Annotated in this window: 19 protein-coding genes; 10 read left to right on the top strand and 9 right to left on the bottom strand. The window is 68.3% G+C overall.

Annotated features, from left to right (window positions below; all coding sequences use genetic code 11):
- Positions 1-50 precede the first annotated feature (50 nt).
- From IAE56_RS14165 to IAE56_RS14155, 3 genes are all read right to left on the bottom strand, one after another.
- Positions 51-1,178, bottom strand: coding sequence for a phosphotransferase (locus IAE56_RS14165; protein WP_200752963.1), 1,128 nt, complete (start codon positions 1,176-1,178; stop codon positions 51-53).
- Between the two features lie 142 nt (positions 1,179-1,320).
- Positions 1,321-1,692 (bottom strand): glycine zipper 2TM domain-containing protein, encoded by a 372-nt coding sequence (locus tag IAE56_RS14160; protein ID WP_079224772.1) that lies wholly within the window; start codon positions 1,690-1,692, stop codon positions 1,321-1,323.
- A gap of 335 nt (positions 1,693-2,027) precedes the next feature.
- The gene (locus tag IAE56_RS14155) at positions 2,028-2,666 is read right to left on the bottom strand and encodes a response regulator transcription factor (RefSeq protein ID WP_108767314.1); all 639 of its coding nucleotides are present in this window, start codon (positions 2,664-2,666) and stop codon (positions 2,028-2,030) included.
- Between the two features lie 76 nt (positions 2,667-2,742).
- Between IAE56_RS14155 and IAE56_RS14150 the strand changes: the two genes are divergently transcribed.
- Complete coding sequence (locus IAE56_RS14150; RefSeq protein WP_200752962.1) at positions 2,743-6,351, top strand: transporter substrate-binding domain-containing protein; 3,609 nt, start codon at positions 2,743-2,745, stop codon at positions 6,349-6,351.
- Between the two features lie 8 nt (positions 6,352-6,359).
- On the opposite strand, the gene IAE56_RS14145 is transcribed toward IAE56_RS14150, so the two are convergent.
- Together IAE56_RS14145 and IAE56_RS14140 are read right to left on the bottom strand one after the other, a co-directional pair.
- Positions 6,360-6,761, bottom strand: coding sequence for a c-type cytochrome (locus IAE56_RS14145; protein ID WP_108767316.1), 402 nt, complete (start codon positions 6,759-6,761; stop codon positions 6,360-6,362).
- Positions 6,762-6,826: 65 nt separating this feature from the next.
- On the bottom strand, positions 6,827-8,503 hold the full coding sequence (locus tag IAE56_RS14140) for an electron transfer flavoprotein-ubiquinone oxidoreductase (RefSeq protein ID WP_200752961.1): 1,677 nt from the start codon (positions 8,501-8,503) through the stop codon (positions 6,827-6,829).
- Between the two features lie 223 nt (positions 8,504-8,726).
- Between IAE56_RS14140 and IAE56_RS14135 the strand changes: the two genes are divergently transcribed.
- On the top strand, positions 8,727-9,890 hold the full coding sequence (locus IAE56_RS14135; protein WP_108767318.1) for an acyl-CoA dehydrogenase family protein: 1,164 nt from the start codon (positions 8,727-8,729) through the stop codon (positions 9,888-9,890).
- 79 nt (positions 9,891-9,969) lie between these two features.
- Here the strand turns inward: IAE56_RS14135 and IAE56_RS14130 are convergent, their stop codons facing one another.
- Both IAE56_RS14130 and IAE56_RS14125 read right to left on the bottom strand, forming a co-directional pair.
- Positions 9,970-10,449 (bottom strand): tRNA (cytidine(34)-2'-O)-methyltransferase, encoded by a 480-nt coding sequence (locus IAE56_RS14130; protein WP_108767319.1) that lies wholly within the window; start codon positions 10,447-10,449, stop codon positions 9,970-9,972.
- A 70-nt stretch (positions 10,450-10,519) separates the two neighbouring features.
- Positions 10,520-10,996, bottom strand: coding sequence for a hypothetical protein (locus IAE56_RS14125; protein ID WP_108767320.1), 477 nt, complete (start codon positions 10,994-10,996; stop codon positions 10,520-10,522).
- Positions 10,997-11,401: 405 nt separating this feature from the next.
- Here IAE56_RS14125 and IAE56_RS14120 point away from each other — a divergent pair, with 405 nt between their 5' ends.
- From IAE56_RS14120 to IAE56_RS14100, 5 genes are all read left to right on the top strand, one after another.
- Positions 11,402-14,251, top strand: a complete 2,850-nt coding sequence (locus tag IAE56_RS14120; RefSeq protein WP_200752960.1) for a pitrilysin family protein — start codon at positions 11,402-11,404, stop codon at positions 14,249-14,251.
- Positions 14,252-14,413: 162 nt separating this feature from the next.
- A complete protein-coding gene (locus IAE56_RS14115; protein WP_200752959.1) occupies positions 14,414-14,731 on the top strand; it encodes a DUF4156 domain-containing protein in 318 nt (105 codons plus the stop codon).
- A gap of 101 nt (positions 14,732-14,832) precedes the next feature.
- Entirely contained in the window at positions 14,833-15,849 is a 1,017-nt protein-coding gene (locus IAE56_RS14110; protein ID WP_116865279.1) for a 3-oxoacyl-ACP synthase III, read from the top strand.
- A 232-nt stretch (positions 15,850-16,081) separates the two neighbouring features.
- Entirely contained in the window at positions 16,082-17,131 is a 1,050-nt protein-coding gene (locus IAE56_RS14105; RefSeq protein WP_234456087.1) for a Fic family protein, read from the top strand.
- A 24-nt stretch (positions 17,132-17,155) separates the two neighbouring features.
- Positions 17,156-18,043, top strand: a complete 888-nt coding sequence (locus IAE56_RS14100) for an alpha/beta fold hydrolase (protein WP_200752957.1) — start codon at positions 17,156-17,158, stop codon at positions 18,041-18,043.
- Positions 18,044-18,210: 167 nt separating this feature from the next.
- Here IAE56_RS14100 and IAE56_RS14095 read toward each other — a convergent pair whose 3' ends face one another.
- Positions 18,211-18,582 carry a YkgJ family cysteine cluster protein gene (locus tag IAE56_RS14095; protein WP_108767324.1) on the bottom strand — a complete coding sequence of 124 codons (372 nt, stop codon included), beginning with the start codon at positions 18,580-18,582 and terminating at the stop codon, positions 18,211-18,213.
- Between the two features lie 104 nt (positions 18,583-18,686).
- Between IAE56_RS14095 and oleC the strand changes: the two genes are divergently transcribed.
- The 3 genes from oleC to IAE56_RS14080 all read left to right on the top strand — a co-directional run bounded on the left by oleC (position 18,687) and on the right by IAE56_RS14080 (position 21,605).
- Positions 18,687-20,345 (top strand): olefin beta-lactone synthetase, encoded by a 1,659-nt coding sequence (oleC, locus tag IAE56_RS14090; RefSeq protein WP_200752956.1) that lies wholly within the window; start codon positions 18,687-18,689, stop codon positions 20,343-20,345.
- Positions 20,342-21,328 (top strand): 2-alkyl-3-oxoalkanoate reductase, encoded by a 987-nt coding sequence (oleD, locus tag IAE56_RS14085; protein WP_200752955.1) that lies wholly within the window; start codon positions 20,342-20,344, stop codon positions 21,326-21,328. Before oleC ends, oleD begins: the two co-directional genes overlap by 4 nt.
- A gap of 121 nt (positions 21,329-21,449) precedes the next feature.
- Complete coding sequence (locus IAE56_RS14080; RefSeq protein ID WP_005407633.1) at positions 21,450-21,605, top strand: DUF1328 domain-containing protein; 156 nt, start codon at positions 21,450-21,452, stop codon at positions 21,603-21,605.
- A 112-nt stretch (positions 21,606-21,717) separates the two neighbouring features.
- Here the strand turns inward: IAE56_RS14080 and ddlA are convergent, their stop codons facing one another.
- Complete coding sequence (ddlA, locus tag IAE56_RS14075) at positions 21,718-22,803, bottom strand: D-alanine--D-alanine ligase (RefSeq protein ID WP_200752954.1); 1,086 nt, start codon at positions 22,801-22,803, stop codon at positions 21,718-21,720.
- Between the last annotated feature and the right edge of the window lie 227 nt (positions 22,804-23,030).

Here is a 23,030-nt window from a genome sequence, read left to right as displayed (position 1 = left end):
CGCCCCCCCCCCCCCCCGGCCCCCCCGCCCCCCCCCCCCCCCACCCAACCTCACGCCGCCGCGCGCAGCGCCTGCAGCAAGGCCTGGCCTGCCTTTGTATGGAACCACGCCGGGTGCCCCAGCATGAACGGCTGCCAGGCCACGTCGGCATTGGCGGTGGAGCCGGTGATGCCTTCGAAATACTCCACTTCGGACAGTGCGAAGTCGAAATGGACCATCGGCAACAGGTCGGCCAGCAGCTGCACGCGCCCGGCCGACAGCGGCAGCACCTCGCGGTAGCCCTGCAGCAGCGCCAGGGCGATGTCGATGCGCACGGCGTCGTCGCCGCGTTCCAGTTCCAGCCAGGCCACGGCGTTGCGCTCGATGGCGGTGGCCAGATCGAACAGTGCGCTGGTGGGCGAGGCCAGGCCGAAATCCAGCGCGGTGGCCACCGCGCCGTCGGCATCCCACAGCAGGTTGGAGACGTGCCAATCGTTGTGCGCCCACAGCCGTGGCTCGTCGCGCAGGCGCGTGGCCAGGCCCTTGTGCCAGGGCAGCACTTCCGCGCGCAGCTGTGCCCGCCAGGGAATGCGCGCCAGATAGCGGGCCAGGCCGGGGCGGTTCGGCAGGTCGGCCTGCAGCGCGGCGATGGGATCGTCGGCGCGGATCAGGTCGTCGCGCGCCACGAGGATGTGGGTGCTGCGCTGGGGCGCGTGGAAACTCGCCGAGGCCTGGTGCAGGCGCGCCAGCGTGCGCCCGGCCTGCAGTGCCTGCGCGCTGTCGGTCAGCAGCGACCACGACACCGCATCGCGGTACAGGTCCGCGCCTGCGCCGACCGCGTGCAGCTCGTAGGTCCACGGCCCATGCTCGACCGCAGTCGCGCCATCAGCGGTGGCCAGCACCTGCACCACCGGCACGCCGTGCGCGGCCAGATGGGCGATCAAACGGTGTTCTTCCTGCAGGCAAGCGGCGCTGCGCACGCTGTGGTGGTGGCGCTTGATGAACACCCGGCCCATCGCGCCCTGCACGATCGCCGCCGCCGACAGCGGGCGCGGGCTGTGCCAGTGCAGCGTGCTGTCCGTCGCCAGTGCCGGATACTGCGTGCACAGCCACGCCACTTCGTCGGCGCTGATTGCCGGCCAGTCGGCGGCGACCTCGTCGTTGTTGAGGCCCTGCACGCGATGGGGGGAAGAAGTCATGCCGCAGCCGCTGCCCGGAAAGGAGTCACCAAGGCTGCGCATTCAACGCCATGGGCGCTGCCGGCGCAACCCGCGCTGGCGGAAACGAAAACGGGCAGATCCAGGATCTGCCCGTTGCCGGAATCATCAAGCGGCGGCGCGCTTACCAGCCGCGATGACGGCCGCGGTCGTGGTAATGGCGGCGGTCATGGCCACGGTCGTGGTAGCCGCGGCTGTAACCCCGGTTGTAGCCGCGGTCGTAGCGACGGTTGTCGTAGCGACGGTCATAGCGGCGGTCGTGGTGGTCCTTGGTGGTCAGGTTGCCGATGGCACCACCGGCTACCGCGCCGCCGACGGTCGCGGTCGGGTCGCCGTTGGAGATCAGATGGCCGGCCACGCCGCCCACCACCGCACCGACCACGGTGCGCTTGTCCTTCCTCGACATCGCGCTGGCATCGCTGACCACCGCCACGCCGGCCAGCAGGGCAAGGGCCATCGCCAGGCCACGGAAGCTGATTGCGGACGTACTGATCATGTTCGGTTCTCCTGTCTGGGGCTTGCCACGGTGGGCAGGGAGGGCGGGGGCGCCCTGGCTGCCGTGCTGTCCAAACTGGTCTTCCAACATTGTCGGAACATTGCGCCTGGGCAGCCTGCGGCGTGCGTATTCATCTGGCGTCATGGGCGATGAAGCGCACCTGAAAATCCGCCTGAACGGGCGCTGCAGCTACGCTGGGCCGACACGTTTCCTTCAGGAAAGCGGCAACGGGGTCAGTGGCCCATCGCCGCGGGTCATGGCACAGCTGCGACGGCGATCACAGGGGGAGGCGGGCGTGAAGCCTGGGGCAGTTCCGTGGAACTGAGATCCAGTTCTCAGATTTTCCCGTCGCGCAGGTAATCGAACAGTTCGGCGTCGCCCTTCAGGCCCAACTTGAGCATCGCATCGCCCTTCTGTCGGCTGATGGTGCTGACGCTCTTGTGCAGCTGCAGGGAGATTTCCTTGACCGTCATCCCGGTGCCGAGCAGGCGCAGCACTTCCACCTCGCGCGGTGACAGCGGTTTGCCATCCCCCTCGCGCATGCGCCAGCTGCCCGCTTCCTCCACCCGTTCGCGCAGGCTGCGGCTGATGTAGGACTGGCCGCGATACACCGTCTGGATGGCCTGCGGCAGTTCCTCCATCGACGAGCTCTTGTCGACCAGGCCAAGCACGCCGCAGTCCAGCACCATGCGCAGGATGGCCAGGTTGTTGGACACGCTGAGCATCAGCACCGGCAGGTCGGGGTAGCGCCGGCGGATCATGCCGATCATCGCGAAGCCATCGGCCTGGGCGCTGCCGGGCATCGAGTAGTCGGTCACCAGCATGTCGCAGGGCTGGCTGGCCAGCACGGCCATCAGCGCCTGCACGCTCTCCGCTTCGCCGACGACCCGGCCGACGCCGCTGGCCTCGATCACGGCACGGGTGCCGATGCGTACCACGGGGTGGTCGTCTGCGATGATGATGCGCAAGGTCATGCTCTAGTATGGCCTTTCGGGCAGTGCCGGCCGCGAGCTGCGCGGTACCAGGCGGGTTTCTGGGAGAACGTCGCAGATGCGGAACCGGGCAGTGCGTGGATGGGTCCTCTTGCTGGGGCTGCTGGGCCTGTCCGTGCTGGCGCAGGCCGAACCGGGCCCCCTGCCGTTGACCGTCCTGCAGCGCCAGTTCCTGGCCGCGCATCCCGTCATCGTTGCGGGCCAGTATGACAGCGGTTGGCCACCGTTCGAGGACCTGCAGCAGGGCCAGCCGACCGGCCTGGGACCAGAGTACCTGTCGCTTCTGGCTCGTCAACTCGGCGTGGAACTGCAGTTCCGTCGCTATCCGGACTGGAATGCCGTGCTGGATGCGGCATGCCGCGGCGAGATCGACGTGGTCATGAACACCGCGCTCAGTCCCGAACGCGCCCGCTGCATGGTCTATACCCGCGCGTATGTGGAAGCGCCGCTGGCGATCGTCGGGCGGCCGGGTGATCTGCGCGCATCCGAAACGCCGGACCTTGACGGGCTGCGGGTGGTCATCGAACAGGACTTCATGACCGCCCCGCAGGTGCGTGCGCGCTTCCCGCGGGCCCGGCAGCTTGTCGCAAATGACACGCAGACAGCGCTCGCCATGGTCAGAGACGACAAGGCGGACGTCTTCATCGGCAATGCCTACGTCGCCACCGAACTGATCGCGCTGAGGAAGATCGACGGCGTGGTGATGCTGCGGCCCAGCGATCTGCCGCCCGAGCGCCTGCACTTCGGCGTGCCCACTGGCAGCCAGCCGCTGGCAGAAGCGCTGGATGTGGCGCTGGCGGCCAGCAGCCCCTCGCAGCGCGAGGCGTTGATGGAGCACTGGCTGCCGCCGCTGACGTGGTCGGCGTCCGCGCAGCTGGCGCTCAGCCAGGCCGAGAAGCGCGTGCTGCAGGAATCATTGAAGATCGGCTTCGCGCCCAATGCGGCACCGTTGTCCTTCGCCGACGACAACGACCAGCCCAGCGGCCTGGCCAGCGAGTACCTGCAGCGCCTGCGGCAGGCCGGTGCCCACCTGCAGGTCGACCCCAGCCACGACTGGTTCGACGTGCGAGCCAAGGCAAAGCGCGGTGATCTGCAGGCGGTGATGGGCATCCCGATCGATTCGCAGTACCTGGGCCCGGACTGGGTGTTCAGCCAGCCCTTCATCAGCGTGCCCAACGTCATCGTGACCGCCCGCGACAGCCCGGTGCTGCTGGGCCTGTCCGACCTTCAGGGTAAGCGCGTGCTGCTGTCCGACCCGGAACGGGTGCGTGGCTACGTGCTGCAGCAGGCACCGCTGGCGCGCATCATTCCCACGCGCAGTGCCGAACAGGCGATGCAGCGCCTGGCCGATGGCGAGGCCGACGCCTACGTGGGCAACCTGGCGCTGGTCGACCAGCTGCTGCGCAACCAGTTCGCCGGCCGCCTGCAGATCGCCGCCCCGGCCAACTTCAACGACGAACTGGCGCTGGCCGTCGACCGCCGCTATGCCGCACTGGCCACCACCTTCGACCGCCTGCTGCTGCAGATGACGCCGCGCGAACGCGAGGCCCTGCGCGACGACTGGCTGGCCACCGAGTACCACCACGGCGTGCAGTGGAGCACCCTGCAGCGCTGGGGCATCCCGCTGCTGCTGATCCTGCTGAGCGGGCTGTTCGTCTATGCGCTGGGCTACTGGCGCCTGCGCCGTGAAGTGGCCGGGCGCCGGCATGTGGAGCAGCGCCTGGCCGATGTCACCGACAACCTGCCGGCCATCGTCTACCAGGCCCGTCGCGCCGCCGATGGCGCACTCAGTTTTCCCTTCATCGCCGGCGACGTGCAGGCCCTGTTCGGCATCTCGCCGCAGCAGGCGATGGACGATGCCGATGCGCTGCTGCAGCGTATCGACGCGGAGGATCGCGTGCTCATCGTGCGTGGCACCGCCCTGGCTGCGCGCAGCTTCGCACCGCTGTCGTTCGAGTTCCGGGTGCGCACCGAGAATGGCAACGCGCGCTGGGTGCGCACCCAGGCGCACCCGTACTCGGCTGACGCCGGTGCGGTGACCTGGAGCGGCTACTGGGTGGACGTGAGCGAAGCGCGCGCGCAGGCCGATGCACTGGCGACGGCCAAGGTCGAGGCCGAGCAGGCGGTGGAAGCCAAATCGCGCTTCCTGGCCACCATGAGCCATGAGATCCGCACGCCGATGAGCGGCGTGCTGGGCATGCTGGAAGTGCTCTCGCATTCGCCGCTGGACCAGGAGCAGCAGCGCATCATCGGGGTGATCGAGGATTCCGCGCAGATGCTGCGGCAGATCCTCGATGACATCCTCGACTACTCGCGCATGGAAGCCGGCGCGCTGCGCCTGGCGCCGGTGCCGATGCCGCTGCGGCCGCTGCTGGAAAGCGTGTGCCGGCTGCTGTCGGCGCAGGCCACCGTGCGAGGCCTGGACCTGCAGGTGGAGATCGATCCGCGGCTGGCGCAGGCGCATGAGGTCGATGGCGTGCGCGTGCGGCAGATCATCTTCAACCTGCTCAGCAACGCCATCAAGTTCACCGCGCAGGGCAGCGTACGCCTGCAGGTGGATGTGCTCGGTGCCACCACCGAGGAGGGCAGCCAGCCGCTGCGGTTGACCGTCTCGGACACCGGCATCGGGATTGCCGACGAGCAGATCCCGCACCTGTTCGCACCGTTTGCCCAGGCCGGCGCACACATCCAGCGCGAGCACGGCGGTACCGGCCTGGGCCTGAGCATCTGCCATCGCCTGGTACAGAAGATGGGTGGCGAGATTTCCCTGCACAGCGTGCTGGGCCAGGGCACGCGGGTGGAGGTGCTGCTGTCGCTGGTGGAGGCGCGTGCCGATGACGTGCAGGCGCTGCTGTCCGAACAGGAACAGACCGCGCTGCTGCCGCCGGCGCTGCGCGAGGCCCGCGTGCTGGTGGTGGAGGACCATCCCACCAACCAGGCAATGATGGCCTGGCGCCTGCAGCAGCTGGGCGTGCCGCATGTGCTGGTGGACGACGGCCAGCAGGCGCTGGACCGCCTGTCGGTGGAGACGTTCGACCTGGTGATCACCGACTGCCGCATGCCGGTGCTGGATGGCTTCGCCTTCGCCCGCCTGCTGCGTGAACGCGAAAGCCGCAACGGCCAGCCGCGCCTGCCGATCCTGGCGCTGACCGCCAGCGTGCTCAACGATGATGCACGCCGCTGCCGCGACGCCGGCATGGACGATGTGCTGGCCAAACCGCTGTCGCTGGCCACCCTGCGGCAGGCGCTGCTGCGCTGGTTGCCGCAGGCGGCGGCACTGGAGGCGGAGCCGACGGCCGAAGCACCGGCACGGGCAAGCGATGACGCGCCTGCGCTGGAACTGCCAGACCTGGCCGCCCTGCAGCAGCGCTTCGGCTCACTGCAGGTGGCCACCCAGCTGCGTGACAGCCTGCTGCAGGCCAGCGCGGCGGACATCGCGCAGCTGCAGCGGGCGCTGGGCGAAGGTGATCGCGCCAGTGCGATCCAGCAGCTGCACCGCATGGGCGGCGCGTTGGGGTCGGTGGGCGCGCGTGGCCTGGCCGAGCGCGCGGCGGCGCTGGAACAGCAGCTGCAGCAGGCCAGCGATGCCGATGCGGCGCCGGTGCTGCAGCAGATCGACCAGTTCGTGCAGCACCTGCAGCAGCAGCTGCAACGGCTGGCAGGCTGAGTGGCCGGCTACTGCGATGCCTGCTCCTGCAGGTAGGCGATCACCAACGCGCGGCGTTCGGCACTGGGGAAGGCGTTGTACATGCGCGTGCCCGGCACCACGTGGGTGGGCGACTGCAGGAAGGTGTCCAGGGTCTGCGCGCTCCACACGAAGCCGGCGCGGCGCATGCCGTCCGAATAGGCGTAGTCGGGCAGGCTGCCGGCGCGGCGGCCGATCACCCCGTGCAGGTTGGGGCCGAAGCGGTGGATGCCACCGGCCTTGACCGTGTGGCAGCCGGCGCAGATCTCGAAGGCCTGCTGCTGGGCCTGCAGCCGCGCCTGTGCTGGCGTCAGCGGTTCCGATGGCGTGCGCTGGCAGGCGCTGGCCACCAGGACGAACGTCAGCAGCAGGGGCAGGCGAAGGGCGCGCATGGGCGGGCAGGATAACGGTGCGCCCGCGGCAGCGGGCTGCGACATGCGGTCGCAGCCCGGCGTCATCACATGCCCGAGTAGTTCGGGCCGCCGCCGCCCTGCGGGGTCACCCAGACGATGTTCTGGGTGGGGTCCTTGATGTCGCAGGTCTTGCAGTGCACGCAGTTCTGCGCGTTGATCTGCAGGCGCGCGCTGTCACCTTCGCCGACGAATTCGTACACACCGGCCGGGCAGTAGCGCGCTTCCGGGCCGGCGTACTCGGCCAGGTTCACCTGCACCGGCACGCTGGCGTCCTTCAGCGTCAGGTGGCTGGGCTGGTTCTCGTCGTGGTTGGTGCTGCTCAGGAACACCGAGCTGAGACGATCGAAGGTCAGCACGCCGTCGGGCTTGGGATAGGCGATGCGCGTGTGCTTGGCCGCCGGTTCCAGGCAGGCGTGGTCCGGGGTGCTGTGGCGCAGGGTCCACGGCGGGTTGCGCACGCCCAGCTTGGGCAGCAGCCACTGCTCGATGCCGGTCATCAGCGTGGCCACGGTCTGGCCCTTCTTGAACCACTGCTTGAAGTTCTTGGCCTGCTGCAGCTCGGTGAACAGCCAGCTGGCTTCGAACGCCTTCGGGTAGGCGTCCAGTTCGTCGTGCTGGCGGTCGGCGGCCAGGGCATCGAAGGCCGCATCGGCGCACAGCATGCCGGTCTTGATCGCGGCGTGGCTGCCCTTGATGCGGCTGACGTTGAGGTAGCCGGCCTCGCAGCCGACCAGCGCGCCACCGGGGAACACCGTCTTCGGCAGCGACATCAGGCCACCGGCGGTGATGGCGCGGGCGCCGTAGCCGATGCGGGTGCCGCCTTCCAGGTGCCTGCGGATGGACGGGTGGGTCTTGAAGCGCTGGAATTCCTCAAACGGGCTCAGCCACGGGTTCTTGTAGTCCAGGCCGACCACATAGCCGATGGCGACCTTGCCGCCGTCGGCGTGGTACAGGAACGCGCCACCGTAGGTGTCGTTGTCCAGTGGCCAGCCGGCCGCATGCACCACCAGGCCCGGCTCGTGCTTGGCCGGGTCGATCTGCCACAGCTCCTTGATGCCGATGCCGTAGGCCTGCGGGTCCTTGCCTTCATCCAGCTTGTAACGGGCGATCAGCTGGCGGCCGAGGTGGCCGCGCGCGCCTTCGCCGAAGATCGTGTACTTGGCGTGCAGGGCCATGCCGCGCTCGAAGGCCGGGCCGATGCTGCCGTCCTTCTCGATGCCCATGTCGCCGGTGGCCACGCCGACCACTTCACCGTTGTCGCCGTACAGCACTTCGGCGGCGGCGAAGCCGGGGAAGATCGCCACTTCCAGCGCTTCGGCCTGCTGCGCCAGCCAGCGGGTGACTTCACCCAGGCTGATGATGTAGTTGCCTTCGTTGTGGAAGCACTCCGGCAGCAGCGCGTTGGGCGTGCTGCGCGCGCCGGTCTCGCTGAGGAACAGGAACTCGTCGCGGGTGACCTTCTGCTTCAGCGGTGCGCCGCGCTCGGCCCAGTCCGGGAACAGTTCGGTCAGCGCGCGCGGGTCCATCACCGCGCCGGACAGCACGTGCGCGCCCGGCTCGGAGCCCTTTTCCAGCACGCACACCGACAGCTCGCGGCCGGCTTCCACCGCGCGCTGGCGCAGGCGGATCGCGGTGGCCAGGCCGGCCGGGCCGGCACCGACGATCACCACGTCGAATTCCATTACTTCACGCGGGGGCAGGGCGTTGGCTTCAGCGCTCATCGATTGCATGACTCGTGGGTAGGGCCGGCATCGGGGCCACCGGCGGTGCCTGGGAATCGCGCGTGCGGCCACGAGCGAAACGGTTGTTTGAATGTGTCAGGGTACCGGGCCGCGCGTGATCGAGCTAGATAGACGCCGTTCACCGCACGATTGCTGCAGTGCAGCGTAATGTCCCGGCCCCGAATGACCGACAATGGCCCGGTCCTGACTGCGCGTGAGTGCCATGGCTTTGCATCCGTACGATCTGTTCGATGTCCGTTCCCTGCTCAGCGAGGAAGAGCGCGCGGTGCAGGACAGCGTGGCCCGCTTCACCAACGAGCGCGTGCTGCCGATCATCGGCGATGCCTTCGACCAGGCCCGCTTCCCCGAGGAGCTGGTGCCGGAGGTGGCGGCACTGGGCCTGCTCGGCGCGACCCTGCCGGCCGAATACGGTGGCGGCGACCTCGGTGCGGTCAGCTACGGCCTGATCTGCCAGGAGCTGGAGCGCGGCGATTCCGGTCTGCGCAGCTTCGTGTCGGTACAGAGCTCGCTGTGCATGTACCCCATCTACGCCTACGGCAGCGAGGAACAGCGTCGCCAGTGGCTGCCGGCGATGGCGCGCGGCGAGCTGATCGGCTGCTTCGGCCTGACCGAGGCGCACGGCGGCTCCGACCCGGCCAGCATGAAGACCCGCGCGGTGCGCGACGGCAGTGACTGGCGCATCAACGGCAGCAAGATGTGGATCACCAGCGGCCCGGTGGCCGACCTGGCCATCGTCTGGGCGCAGACCGAGGACGGCATCCAGGGTTTCGTGCTGGAAAAGGGCATGGCCGGCTTCACCACGCAGGAGATCAAGCACAAGATGAGCCTGCGCGCCTCGCTGACCGGTGCGCTGTACTTCGATGACGTGCGCGTGCCCGACAGCCACCGCCTGCCGAACGTGAAGGGCCTGAAGGGCCCGCTGGGCTGCCTGACCCAGGCCCGCTTCGGGATCAGCTGGGGCCCGATCGGTTCGGCCATCGCCTGCCTCGATGAGGCGCTGGGCTACGCCAAGGAGCGCGTGCTGTTCGGCCGCCCGCTGGCGGCCACCCAGAGTGCGCAGATCAAGCTGGCCGAGATGGCCCGCCGCATCACCACCGCACAGCTGCTGGCCCTGCAGCTGGGCCGCCTGAAGGAAGCCGGCCAGCTGCAGCCGCAGCAGGTCAGCCTGGCCAAGTGGAACAACTGCCGCATGGCGATCGATATCGCCCGCGAATGCCGCGACCTGCTGGGCGGCGCGGGCATCACCACCGAGCACGTGGCGATCCGGCATGCGCTGAACCTGGAATCGGTGATCACCTATGAAGGCACCGAGACCGTGCACCAGCTGGTGATCGGCAGGGAGCTGACCGGGATCAGCGCGTTTTGACGGCCATCCACGCATGGCGTGGATCTACTGACATCCACGCATGGCGTGGATCTACTGCAGATGCCGGCCGTGCGCGGGATCACGCGCCGCCGGCAAACCCGTGCTGGCGCCAGGCCTCGTACATCACCACGGCCACGGTGTTGGACAGATTGAGGCTGCGGTTGTCCGGGCGCATTGGCAGGCGCAGGCGGCGGCCTTCGGGCAGGGCATCGAGCAGGTCCTGCGGCAGGCCGCGGCTTTCCGGCCCGAACAGGAAGGCATCGCCTTCTTCGAACCCGACGCTGTCATAGCGCACGCTGGCCCGGGTACTCAGGGCGAACAGCCGCTTGGGCGCGATGCGCGCCAGCGCGGTGTCCAGGTCGGGGTGCACCTGCAGGCGCGAATACTCGTGGTAGTCCAGCCCGGCGCGCTTGAGCTGCTTGTCTTCCAGTGCGAACCCGAGTGGTTCGACCAGGTGCAGCTGCGCGCCGGTGTTGGCGCAGAGCCGGATCACATTGCCCGTGTTGGGCGGGATTTCCGGTTGGAACAGGATCACGTGGAACAGGGGCGCGGCATTCATCGCTGCAGTGTACCTGCGACCGATGCCGCCATTACGGCGCACGCCCTGCACGGGGCAGGGCGGACGCCGCTTACGGGCGCAGCAGGACCTGGGCGGTTTCGGTGGCCAGGGCCTGCAGATCGGCAGAACTCGGGCGCACCTGCAGGGCCGGCAGGTTGGTGATGACCTGGTTGGCGACGCTGGTGGCGGCGGCGGCCAGGGTGGCGGCGTAGCGCTGGGCTTCCAGCTCGGCGGCCAGGGCCACGCGCTGTTCCAGGCTCGGGCGCACTTCGACGGCGGCCAGGGTGGTGATCGGCAGGGCGGCAGCGACCGGGGCGGCGATGAAGCCGTCGCGCTCGGCCAGCTGGTCGGCGCTGGGACGCACTTCCACGGTGGCGAGGGTGACGATGCCGCTGGCCTGTTCCCAGGCCTGCTGGGCCAGCTGGTCGGCGGCCGGGCGGACCTGCACGGTGGACAGGGTCTTGATGGATTCGGAGGCCTGCACCGACGAAACAACCGCGGTGCCGGCAATCAGGGCGATGGCGATGGCAATGGTCTTGGTGTTCATGACGGGGCCTGTTTAGTGTTGGTGAGCGGTGGTGTGGTAGTAAGGTAGTACACCGATTCGGGGCTTGCAAGGAAAATTTTCAACTCCCTGCTTTTGTTCAGCATCCAGTCATTTTTGATCTGAAGCCCTTCCTGGCACGGGATATACAAAGCAATCCCCGTGCCAACTACAGGCCATTGATTTGAAAGGGTTTCGAGGCGAGTGAAGAGTGTCCGCAGGGCGGACACCTGTCCGTTCGAACGGCGGTGGACACTGTCCGGACCATGAACCGGGCGGGCCGTGACCGCCTCGAAGCGGGCCGGGGAGGCCCTGGGCGGCAAACACCCCCAGTGACTGGTGGCCGATACCGGACCCCGCGCCCGCGCGCTAGGATCGCGATTCACCAACGTGACCAAGGATCCGGAAATGTCTCTCGCCCTGCGCCCGCGCACCGCGCTGCTGGCCGTCGCCCTCAGTACCGCCCTCGGCACGCTTGCGCCGACCGCCGCACTGGCGGCCAAGCCGGCCGCCGCCACCAAGGTCGATATCCCGTTCGAGCAGTTCACCCTGCCCAACGGCCTGCGCGTGATCGTGCATACCGACCGCAAGGCGCCGATCGTGGCGGTCAACATCTGGTACCACGTGGGCAGCAAGGACGAGCCGGCCGGCCGTACCGGTTTCGCGCACCTGTTCGAACACCTGATGTTCCAGAGCAGCGAGAACCACGACGGCGAGTACTTCGAGCCCTTCAAGCAGGTCGGTGCCACCGGCCAGAACGGCACCACCAACACCGACCGCACCAATTACTTCGAGAACGTGCCGACCACTGCGCTGGACATGGCGCTGTGGATGGAATCGGACCGCATGGGCCACCTCGTCGGTGCGATCGACCAGGCGGCGCTGGATGAGCAGCGCGGCGTGGTGCAGAACGAGAAGCGCCAGGGCGAGAACCAGCCCTATGGCCAGGTGTGGGAGAAGATCAACCGTTCGCTGTACCCGGTCGGCCACCCGTACCACCACAGCGTCATCGGTTCGATGAACGACCTCAACGCCGCCTCGCTGGATGACGTCAAGACCTGGTTCCGCACCTGGTACGGCCCCAACAACGCGGTGCTGGTGCTGGCCGGCGACATCGACCTGGCCACCGCCAAGGAAAAGGCCGCCAAGTACTTCGGCAGCATTCCGGCCGGCCCGACCATGGCCCAGCCGAAGGTGGACGTCGCCAAGCGCGATGCCGACACCCGTGAAGTGATGACCGACAAGGTGCCGCAGGCGCGCATCTACCGCGCCTGGAACGTGGCCCAGGTCGGCACCACCGACATCGACCAGCTGCAGCTGCTGGGGCAGATCCTCGGTGGCGCCAAGTCCTCGCGCCTGAGCCAGCGCCTGCAGCACCAGGACAAGCTGGTGGACAACATCAGCGCCGGTGCCTACGGCTCGCAGCTGGGCTCCAACTTCATGGTCATGGCCACCGTGAAGCAGGGCCAGGACCCGGCCCAGGTCGAGAAGATCATCGATGAGGAGATCGAGCGCCTGCTGAAGGACGGCCCGACCGCCGACGAGCTGTCGCGCGCCAAGACCGGCTTCCGCGCCGGCTTCATCCGCGGCATCGAGCGCATCGGTGGCTTCGGCGGCAAGGCCGACGCGCTGGCCGAGTGCGCGGTCTACACCGGCGACCCGGGCTGCTTCCGCACCTCGCTGGCCAACATCGACAAGGCCACCGCCGCCGACCTCAAGCGCGTGGGCGCGCAGTGGCTGGACAAGGGCAGCCACACCCTGGTGGTCGAGCCGGGTGAGCGCGTCGCGCTGCAGGAAGAAGCCTCGGCCACACCGAAGCCGTTCAACGTGCCGGCCGTGGACAGCAAGTACAGCACCCTGCCGGAACAGGTCGACCGCAAAGCCGGTGTGCCGCAGACCCGCGAGTTCCCGCAGCTGAAGTTCCCGGCGCTGCAGCGCGCCACCCTGAAGAACGGCACCACCGTGGTGCTGGCCGAGCGCCACGAGATTCCGGTGGTGCAGTTCAGCTACCAGTTCCCGGGAGGCTTCACCGCCGACCAGGGCCGCAAGCCGGGCACCGCCAACTTCACCATGAACCTGATGACCGAAGGTGCCGGCAAGCTGGGTTCGCTGGCCTTCGCCGATGCTGCCGACGCGCTGGGTGCCAGCCTGGACGCGGGTGCCGGCCTGGATTCGGTGACCGTCGACCTGTCGGCACTGAAGGAGAACCTGGTGCCGTCGCTGGCGCTGTACCGCGACCTGCTGCGCGAGCCGCGCTTCGAGCAGGGCGAGATCGACCGGGTCAAGGCCTCGTGGATCGCCGGCATCAAGCAGGAGAAGGTCAACCCGAACGCGGTGGCCATGCGCGTGCTGCCGCCGCTGCTGTACGGCAAGGGCCACCCGTACGCCATTCCGTTCACCGGCAGCGGTGACGAAGCGGCGATCACCAGCCTGGGCCGCGAAGACCTGGTCGACTTCCACCGCGACTGGCTGCGCCCGCAGGACGGCACCCTGATCGTGGTCGGTGACACCACCCTGGCCGAGATCGTGCCGCTGCTGGACAAGCAGCTGGGCGACTGGAAGGCCAGCGGCGATGCGCCGGTGATCAAGGCCAGCACCGCCGTGGCCGTGCCGACCGCTCCGCGCGTGTTCCTGATCGACCAGCCGGGTGCGGTGCAGGCCAACCTGTTCGCCGGCCAGGTAGTGGCGCCGTCCAGCGACACCGGCTCGACCCGCTTCGACATCGCCAACGGCGTGCTCGGTGGTGACTTCACCTCGCGCCTGAACATGAACCTGCGCGAGGACAAGCACTGGTCCTACGGTGCCCGCAGCAGCGCCAGCAGCACCGTGGGCCAGCGCCCGTGGATGGCGATGGCGCCGGTGCAGATCGACAAGACCGGTCCGGCCCTGGCGGAAATGCGCAAGGAGATCGCCGAGTTCGCCGATGGCAGCAAGCCGGCCACCGAGGCCGAGGTCAACCGCATCCGCAACATCCAGACCCTGAGCCTGCCGGGCGCCTATGAGACCGCCGCTGCGGTGGCCTCGACCATCGGCAGCATCGTGCAGTTCAAGCGCCCGGACGATTACGTGGTGCGCCGCAAGGCCGAGATCGAGGCGATGACCCCGGCCCAGGTGCAGCAGGCCGCCGCCGCGATCAAGCCGCAGGGCCTGACCTGGGTGGTGGTGGGTGACCTCAAGCAGACCGAAGCGGCCGTGCGCGCGCTGAAGCTGGGCGAAGTGACCGTGATCGACGCCGAAGGCAACCCGGTCAAGAAATAAGGCTGGACGCGGCATGGGGTCGGATCCCTCCCATCGGGAGGGCTCCGACCCCTTCGTGTATCTGGGGTCAGAGCCCACTGCGGGGGATCCGACCCCACCCCCGGCTACCCCCGATTCAGGCTGTTCAGGCAGAATCGCCCCATACCCTTCCAGGATCTGCCCATGCGCCTTCTGCTGCTGTCGTCCCTGCTGCTCACCGTCACGGCCTGCACCTGGGTGCCGATGGAACCGGCCGGCAAGACCGTGCGCGTGCTCCCGGCGGGCCCGCTGCCGGCGGGCTGCGTCACCAAGGGTGAGGTCGTGGTCACCGTGAAGAGCAAGGTCGGCTTCTACAACCGCAACCCGCTGCGCGTGCAGGAAGAGCTGGAAACCCTGGCCCGCAACGAGGCCCCCAGTGCCGGCGCCAACGCCGTGCAGGCCGCTGCAGCCCCGGCCGACGGCAGCCAGCGTTTCGCTGCCTTCCAGTGCCCGCCGCGCTGAGCGGGCACCATACGGCCAAGGCTGAATTCGTAAAGATGCGGTTAAAGCCCCGGAGTTATAGAATAGCGCCCCCTTTTGCCTGAGCCTTGGCGCTAACCTCGATGCTCTTCAAGAATGTCTCGATCGCCGGCCTGGCACACGTCGACGCGCCGCATACGCTGACGACCAAGGAAATCAACGAACGGCTGCAGCCGACGTTGGATCGCCTCGGCATCCGCACCGACGTGCTCGGCGATATCGCCGGCATCCACGCCCGCCGCCTGTGGGACCACGGCGTCCTCGCCTCCGATGCCGCCACCATGGCCGGCCGCAAGGCGCTGGAAGACGCCGGCATCACCGCCGGCCAGGTTGGCCTGCTGGTCAACACCTCGGTCAGCCGCGACTACCTGGAGCCGTCCACGGCCTCCATCGTCTCCGGCAACCTCGGCGTCAGCGACGAGTGCATGACCTTCGATGTCGCCAATGCCTGCCTGGCCTTCATCAACGGCATGGACATCGCCGCACGCATGCTCGAGCGCGGTGACATCGACTACGCGCTGGTGGTGGATGGCGAGACCGCCAACCTGGTGTACGAAAAGACCCTGGAGCGGATGACCGCCCCGGACGTCACCGCCGACGACTTCCGCAACGAGCTGGCCGCCCTGACCACCGGTTCGGGTGCCGCCGCCATGGTGATGGCGCGCTCGGAGCTGGTGCCCGACGCCCCGCGCTACAAGGGTGGCGTGACCCGCTCGGCCACCGAGTGGAACCAGCTGTGCCTGGGCAACCTGGACCGCATGGTCACCGACACCCGCCTGCTGCTGATCGAAGGCATCAAGCTGGCGCAGAAGACCTTTGCCGCTGCCAAGATCGCCCTCGGCTGGGCTGTGGAGGAACTGGACCAGTTCGTCATCCACCAGGTCAGCCAGCCGCACACCGCCGCGTTCATCAAGAACTTCGGCATCGACCCGAAGAAGGTCATGACCATCTTCGGCGAGCACGGCAACATCGGCCCGGCCTCGGTGCCGATCGTGCTGAGCAAGCTCAAGCAGCTGGGCAAGCTGAAGAAGGGCGACCGCATCGCCCTGCTCGGCATCGGCTCGGGCCTGAACTGCTCGATGGCTGAAGTGGTCTGGTAAGCCTATCCGGATCCGCTGTATGGCGGATCTGGACCGGATCCGACGCGATGCCCGTTGGTAACCGGGGCGGACTGGTCCCTTTCTGGCGGTTCATGCGCGAAAAACGTTACTTTTTCGACATATCAGCGGCATCATGTCGATTCCATCGACATGAGCCGGCCGTATGGATGCCCAGACGCCCTACAACGATCTGCCGCTGCTGCCGCCTGCCGCCGAGCTCGAAACCCGGGCGCTGCTGAAGGCCTGCATCGAAGCTCACAAGGCGCTGGCCTCGCTGCGGCAGGCCACCGGTCACCTGCCCAACCCGGCGGTGCTGATCAACACCATCCCGTTGCTTGAGGCGCAGGCAAGCTCGGAGATCGAGAACATCGTCACCACCACCGACGAACTGTTCCGTTTTGCAGACCACCAAGGCGCAGCAGATCCGGCCACCCGGGAAGCGTTGCGCTATCGGAGTGCACTGCAGGAAGGCTTCCAGTCATTGGCGGAACGGCCGCTTTGTACCCATACCGCTGAACGGGTCTGCAGCCGCATCAAGGACGCGGACATGCAGGTGCGGCGTGTGCCTGGGACGGCTCTGGTCAACCAGCAGAACGGTGAGCTGATCTACACGCCGCCGGTGGGTGAGACCCTGCTGCGCGAAAAGCTGGCCAACTGGGAGCGTTTCATCCATGAAGAGCGGGACATCGATCCGCTCATCCGCATGGCCGTGGCGCATTACCAGTTCGAGGCGATCCATCCCTTCACCGATGGCAACGGTCGCACCGGTCGGGTACTGAATCTGCTGATGCTGGTGGAGCAGGATCTGCTTGACGTGCCGGTGCTCTACCTCTCGCGCTACATCATCGAGCGCAAGGCGGCTTACTACCGTCTGTTGCTCGGCGTCACGCGCGACGGTGGCTGGGCGGCATGGATCGCTTACATGCTGGAGGCGGTCGCCGACACAGCGCGTTGGACGGGTGCGAAGATCCACGCCATCCGCCAGCTGCACGAGCAGGCCTGCGATTGGGTGCGCGCGCATCGTCCCAAGATCTACAGCCGCGAGTTGGTGGATGTCTTGTTCAGTCAGCCCTACTGCCGCATCCAGAACCTCGTCGACGCCGGAGTCGCACGCCGCGAAACCGCTGCACGCTATCTGCGCGAGCTGGTGGACGTGGGCATGTTGCAGGAACAGCGGATGGGCAAGGAAAAGCTGTTCCTGCACCCCGCCTACCTGCGCCTGCTCTCCGACAACCTGCATTCCCCTCAACATTACATGCTGCCGCCCACGGTCGCGCAGTGATGTCCCACTACTGAAGAGCTGCCCATGAATCTCCCCGGTTACCCCGCCCACCCGCAGCGTTTCGAGGTCCGTCCCGGCCTGTCGATGAGCTATCTCGACGAAGGCCCGCGCGATGGCGAGGTGGTGGTGATGGTGCACGGCAACCCGTCGTGGAGCTATTACTGGCGCACGCTGGTGGCCGGCCTGTCGGACACGTACCGCTGCATCGTGCCGGACCACATCGGCATGGGCCTGTCGGACAAGCCCGACGACCAGCGCTACGAGTACACCCTGCAGTCGCGCGTGGATGACCTGGAGGCGCTGCTGAAGCACCTGGGCGTCACCGGCCCGGTCACCCTGGCCGTGCACGACTGGGGCGGCATGATCGGCTTCGGCTGGGCGCTGTCGCACCACGCGCAGGTGAAGCGCCTGGTGGTGCTCAACACCGCCGCCTTCCCGATGCCGGCGGCCAAGAAGATGCCTTGGCAGATCGGGCTGGGCCGCCACTGGAAGATCGGCGAGTGGATCATCCGCACCTTCAATGCGTTCTCGTCCGGTGCCTCGTGGCTGGGCGTGGAACGGAAGATGCCGGCCGACGTGCGCCGCGCCTACGTGTCGCCGTACAACAGCTACGCCAACCGCATCAGCACCATCCGCTTCATGCAGGACATCCCGCTGTCGCCGGCCGACAAGGCCTGGTCGCTGCTGGAGCGCGCCGGCCAGGCGCTGCCGTCGTTCGCCGACCGCCCGGCCTTCATCGGCTGGGGTCTGCGCGACTTCGTGTTCGACCACCACTTCCTGGAAGGCTTCCAGGCCGCGCTGCCGAAGGCCCAGGTGCACGCCTTCGAGGATGCCGGGCATTACGTGCTGGAAGACAAGCACGAAGTGCTGGTGCCGCAAATCCTCGCCTTCCTCGACGCGAACCCGCTGTAAGCAGCCCCGGGGTCTGCCCCCGGTAGTGCCGGCCGCTGGCCGGCAAGCGCGCAATGCGCGCCGGGTTCATGAGGTTGCCGGCCAGCGGCCGGCACTACCACTACGCCGCGATCCAGGCCCGGGGTCGGATCCCTCTCGCAGAGAGGGCTCTGACCCCATCCCAGGCCTCAGGCCGCGATCGGGTTGTTGTCGCCGCCTTCCCAATCCGCCGCGGTCAACGGGTCCAGGCCATAGGCGATGCGCGCCTTGTCGCACTGCGGGCTGGCCTTGCCGTATTCCCACGACGCATCCACCTCGCGGCACACGCTGGGCCGGTTGGGGTGGATGGTGCAGCGCGAATACACGCCGATCTGCGCGTCCAGCGCCACGCAGCGCACCGGCTTGGAGTGCGTGCCGCGCATGCACAGGCGGTGCGGGTCCAGCACTTCGGTCAGCTGGTGCGGCACGCCGCCGGGGGTGACCTCGTCCGATTCCATCCAGTGGAAGGCCACGCGGTATTGGGTGCAGCAGGCGCCGCAGGTCATGCAGGGATGTTGCATGGGCAAGCCGCCTCGGGCGGCAGTGGGAATCGGGAACGAGGCTGCGGATTTTCCACGAAGCGGGCGGCCGCGCAAGAAATTCCGTAAGCGGCGACAATGAACGGATGAACGGACCCTGCAATATCGCGGCGCGGCTGCCTGAACTGGCCCGCGAACGCCCTGACCAGATCGCCATCCGTTGCCCCGGCCGCCGTGGTGCCGGCAACGGCATGGCCGCCTATGACGTGACCCTGGACTACCGCCAGCTGGACGCCCGCAGCGACGCCATGGCCGCCGGCCTGGCCGGCTACGGCATCGGCCGCGGCGTGCGCACGGTGGTGATGGTGCGGCCCTCGCCGGAGTTCTTCCTGCTGATGTTCGCCCTGTTCAAGCTGGGCGCGGTGCCGGTGCTGGTCGACCCGGGCATCGACAAGCGCGCGCTGAAGCAGTGCCTGGACGAGGCGCAGCCGGAGGCCTTCATCGGCATCCCGCTGGCCCACGTGGCGCGGCTGGCGCTGCGCTGGGCGCCGTCGGCCACCCGCCTGGTCACCGTCGGCCGCCGCCTGGGCTGGGGCGGGACCACCCTGGCTGCGCTGGAGCGCGCCGGTGCCAGCGGCGGCCCGATGCTGGCCGCCACCGATGGCGAGGACATGGCCGCCATCCTGTTCACCAGCGGCTCCACCGGCGTGCCCAAGGGCGTGGTCTACCGCCACCGCCACTTCGTCGGCCAGATCCAGCTGCTGGGCAGCGCCTTCGGCATGGAGGCCGGCGGCGTGGACCTGCCGACCTTCCCGCCGTTCGCCCTGTTCGACCCCGCGCTGGGCCTGACCTCGGTCATCCCGGACATGGACCCGACCCGGCCGGCGCAGGCCGACCCGGCGCGCCTGCACGATGCCATCCAGCGCTTCGGGGTGACCCAGCTGTTCGGTTCGCCGGCCCTGATGCGGGTGCTTGCCAAGTACGGCCGGCCGCTGCCGACGGTGCGCCGGGTGACCTCGGCCGGTGCGCCGGTGCCGCCGGACGTGGTGGCCACCATCCGCCGCCTGCTGCCGGACGACGCGCAGTTCTGGACGCCCTACGGCGCCACCGAATGCCTGCCGGTGGCCGTGGTCGAAGGCCGCGAACTGGAGCGCACCCGCGCCGCCACCGAGGCCGGTGCCGGTACCTGCGTGGGCAGCGTGGTCGCGCCCAACGAGGTGCGCATCATCGCCATCGACGATGCGCCGCTGCCCGAGTGGTCGCAGGCCAGCGTGCTGGCCATCGGCGAGGTGGGCGAGATCACCGTGGCCGGGCCCACCGCCACCGATACCTACTTCAACCGCCCGCAGGCCACCGCCGCGGCGAAGATCCGCGAAACCCTGGCCGATGGCAGCACCCGCGTGGTGCACCGCATGGGCGACGTCGGCTACTTCGACGCGCAGGGCCGCCTGTGGTTCTGCGGGCGCAAGACCCAGCGCGTGGAAACCGCGCACGGGCCGCTGTACACCGAACAGATCGAGCCGGTGTTCAACACCGTGCCCGGCGTGGCCCGCACCGCGCTGGTGGGCGTCGGCGCCGCCGGTGCGCAGGTGCCGGTGCTGTGCGTGGAGCTGCAGCGCGGCCAGTCCGACAGCCCGGCGCTGCAGGAGACCCTGCGCGCGCATGCGGCCACCCACGCTGCCGAGGCCGGCCTGCAGCACTTCCTGGTGCATCCGGCCTTCCCCGTCGATATCCGTCACAACGCCAAGATCGGCCGCGAGAAGCTCGCCGTCTGGGCCCGCGCCCAACTGGAGAAGCGCGCATGAAGATCCTGGTCACCGGTGGTGGTGGTTTCCTTGGCCAGGCGCTGTGCCGCGGGCTGCTTGAACGTGGCCACCAGGTGCTGGCCTTCAACCGCAGCCACTACCCGGAACTGCAGGCGATGGGCGTGGGCCAGATCCGTGGTGACCTGGCCGATGCGCAGGCGGTGCTGCACGCGGTGGCCGGCGTCGACGCGGTGCTGCACAACGGCGCCAAGGCCGGTGCCTGGGGCAGCTACGACAGCTACCACCAGGCCAACGTGGTCGGCACCGACAACGTCATCGCCGCTTGCCGCGCGCACGGCATCGGCAAGCTGGTCTACACCTCCACGCCCAGCGTGACCCACCGCGCCACCCATCCGGTGGAAGGGCTGGGCGCGGACGAAGTGCCTTACGGCGAGAACTTCCAGGCGCCGTATGCGGCGACCAAGGCGATTGCCGAACAGCGCGTGCTGGCGGCCAACGACGCCGCGCTGGCCACCGTGGCGCTGCGCCCGCGGCTGATCTGGGGCCCGGGCGACCAGCAGCTGGTACCGCGCTTGGCCCAGCGCGCCCGCCAGGGCCGCCTGCGCCTGGTCGGTGATGGCAGCAACAAGGTCGACACCACCTACATCGACAACGCCGCGCTGGCGCACTTCCTTGCGCTGGATGCGCTGGCGCCGGGTGCGGCCTGTGCCGGCAAGGCCTATTTCATTTCCAACGGCGAACCGCTGCCGATGCGCGAGCTGCTCAACAAGCTGCTGGCGGCCGTCGGTGCACCGGCCGTGGAGAAGACCCTCAGCTTCAAGACCGCCTATCGCATCGGCGCGATCAGCGAGCGCCTGTGGCCGCTGCTGCGGCTGCCGGGCGAACCGCCGCTGACCCGCTTCCTGGCCGAACAGCTGTGCACGCCGCACTGGTACAGCATGGAACCGGCACGTCGTGATTTCGGCTACGTGCCGCAGGTCAGCATCGAAGAAGGACTGCGCCGGCTGAAGGCCGCGTCGTGACGGCAGCGTCACGGCGCTGAAGGCTTCATCAGCCGCAGAGATCGCCGTCACCGGTTGCACACCGGCACATCCGCAGGATGGACCCAACGCCACACCGGCCGGACCACCCGCGAGGAACGCCATGCTGCATTACGCCATCATTTTCTTTGTCATCGCCATCATCGCCGCCGTGCTCGGCTTCTCCGGCATTGCCGGTGCCGCCACGAACATCGCCTGGATCCTGTTCGTCGTGTTCCTGATCCTTGCGGTGATCTCGATGTTCCGCAAGCGCGGGTAGTAGAGTCGAGCTTGCTCGACTGCTTTTTCCGCTTTTTCTGTAGAGTCGAGCCGTGCTCGACTGTCCAACACCAGTCGAGCAAGCTCGACTCTACAAAAGCGGGTCAAGCGGGTTACACCAGCGCCCGATCGGCCGCGTGCCTTTCCAGCGCCAGTTCGATCAACCGCGTGATCAGCGCGGTATAGCCCAACCCGCTGGCGCCCCACAGCTTGGGGTACATGCTGATGCGGGTGAAGCCGGGCAGGGTGTTGATCTCGTTGATGACGATCTGCCCATCTGAGGTGAGGAACACATCCACCCGCGCCATGCCCGCACACTCCAGCACCTGGTAAGCCTGCAGCGCGATCTGCTGGATGCGTGCCTGCCCATCGCCATCGATCGTCGCCGGCACCACCACGTCCGCCCCGTCGGGGTTGATGTACTTGGTGTCGTAGGCATAGAACTCATCGTGCACCACCACCTCGCCGCAGACACTGGCCTGCGGCAGGTCGTTGCCGAGCACGGCGCACTCGATCTCGCGGCCGCGCACGGCCGACTCCACCAGCACCTTGTGGTCATGGCGCAGCGCCAGCTGCAGCGCCTCGGCGAAATCACCGGCCTGCTTGACCTTGCTGACCCCCACCGACGACCCCTGGTTGGCTGGCTTGACGAACAGCGGCAGCCCCAGCTGCGCGATCAGCGCCTGCACGTCCACGCTCGCCGCCTCGTGGCGACGGATGCACACCCACGGCGCCACCGGCAGCCCGGCATCGCGCAGCAGCCGCTTGGCTACGTCCTTGTCCATCGCCGCCGCCGAGCCCAGTACCGGCGAACCCACGAACGGCAGGTTGGCCATGCGCAGCAGCCCCTGCAGCGCGCCATCCTCGCCCAGCGGCCCGTGCACGATGGGCAGCACCACATCGATCTGGCCGAGCGCGGTGGACGCATCCACCGGCTGCAGCTGCGCCTGCCCGGCACCGGGCCGCACCGCCAGCGCCGTGCCCGAAGGGTGCAGCGCGATGCGTGCCGGGTCATCGGCATTGATCAGGAAGGTATCGGGCTGGCTGAGGTGCCACTGGCCCTGCTTGTCGATGCCCACCAGCACCGGCTCGAAGCGCTCGCGATCGAGCGCATCGAGGATGTTCTTCGCCGACTGCAGCGACACTTCGTGCTCGGAGGACATGCCCCCGAAAATGATGCCGACCCGGGTCCGTGCCATGCGTGTTGTCCTGTGTAACAAGGCCACACAGCATGAACCTTTCATGGCCCACCAGGTGAGGCACGCATGAATCACCCATGGGGTCAGAGCCCGTTGCACAGCGTCGGGATCCGACCCCGTGCCGACCAACGGTCGGCACCCACCATCAGCAGCAGGTACCGACAGATCGCGGAAATCTGTCGAAGGCGGGGTGGGTCCGGTTGCGGGGGCGTGAGCCGCATGGATGC

Origin of the sequence: Stenotrophomonas sp. S41 (genome assembly GCF_016624625.1) — a bacterium.
In the GTDB taxonomy this organism is placed as follows: domain Bacteria; phylum Pseudomonadota; class Gammaproteobacteria; order Xanthomonadales; family Xanthomonadaceae; genus Stenotrophomonas.
The sequence above is the reverse complement of the archived record's forward strand: the minus strand, read 5'-3'. Positions and strand labels throughout refer to the sequence as shown.

Bases quoted from the DNA above. Each gene is read 5' to 3' on its own strand.
- IAE56_RS14100 (WP_200752957.1), top strand. From the start codon at position 17,156: ATGAATCTCCCCGGTTACCCCGCCCACCCGCAGCGTTTCGAGGTCCGT.
- IAE56_RS14165 (WP_200752963.1), bottom strand. From the start codon at position 1,178: ATGACTTCTTCCCCCCATCGCGTGCAGGGCCTCAACAACGACGAGGTC.
- IAE56_RS14155 (WP_108767314.1), bottom strand. From the start codon at position 2,666: ATGACCTTGCGCATCATCATCGCAGACGACCACCCCGTGGTACGCATC.
- IAE56_RS14125 (WP_108767320.1), bottom strand. From the start codon at position 10,996: ATGAACACCAAGACCATTGCCATCGCCATCGCCCTGATTGCCGGCACC.
- IAE56_RS14135 (WP_108767318.1), top strand. From the start codon at position 8,727: ATGGCTTTGCATCCGTACGATCTGTTCGATGTCCGTTCCCTGCTCAGC.
- IAE56_RS14115 (WP_200752959.1), top strand. From the start codon at position 14,414: ATGCGCCTTCTGCTGCTGTCGTCCCTGCTGCTCACCGTCACGGCCTGC.
- IAE56_RS14140 (WP_200752961.1), bottom strand. From the start codon at position 8,503: ATGAGCGCTGAAGCCAACGCCCTGCCCCCGCGTGAAGTAATGGAATTC.
- IAE56_RS14120 (WP_200752960.1), top strand. From the start codon at position 11,402: ATGTCTCTCGCCCTGCGCCCGCGCACCGCGCTGCTGGCCGTCGCCCTC.
- ddlA (WP_200752954.1), bottom strand. From the start codon at position 22,803: ATGGCACGGACCCGGGTCGGCATCATTTTCGGGGGCATGTCCTCCGAG.
- IAE56_RS14145 (WP_108767316.1), bottom strand. From the start codon at position 6,761: ATGCGCGCCCTTCGCCTGCCCCTGCTGCTGACGTTCGTCCTGGTGGCC.
- IAE56_RS14160 (WP_079224772.1), bottom strand. From the start codon at position 1,692: ATGATCAGTACGTCCGCAATCAGCTTCCGTGGCCTGGCGATGGCCCTT.
- IAE56_RS14130 (WP_108767319.1), bottom strand. From the start codon at position 10,449: ATGAATGCCGCGCCCCTGTTCCACGTGATCCTGTTCCAACCGGAAATC.
- IAE56_RS14095 (WP_108767324.1), bottom strand. From the start codon at position 18,582: ATGCAACATCCCTGCATGACCTGCGGCGCCTGCTGCACCCAATACCGC.
- IAE56_RS14080 (WP_005407633.1), top strand. From the start codon at position 21,450: ATGCTGCATTACGCCATCATTTTCTTTGTCATCGCCATCATCGCCGCC.
- oleD (WP_200752955.1), top strand. From the start codon at position 20,342: ATGAAGATCCTGGTCACCGGTGGTGGTGGTTTCCTTGGCCAGGCGCTG.
- IAE56_RS14150 (WP_200752962.1), top strand. From the start codon at position 2,743: ATGCGGAACCGGGCAGTGCGTGGATGGGTCCTCTTGCTGGGGCTGCTG.
- IAE56_RS14110 (WP_116865279.1), top strand. From the start codon at position 14,833: ATGCTCTTCAAGAATGTCTCGATCGCCGGCCTGGCACACGTCGACGCG.
- oleC (WP_200752956.1), top strand. From the start codon at position 18,687: ATGAACGGACCCTGCAATATCGCGGCGCGGCTGCCTGAACTGGCCCGC.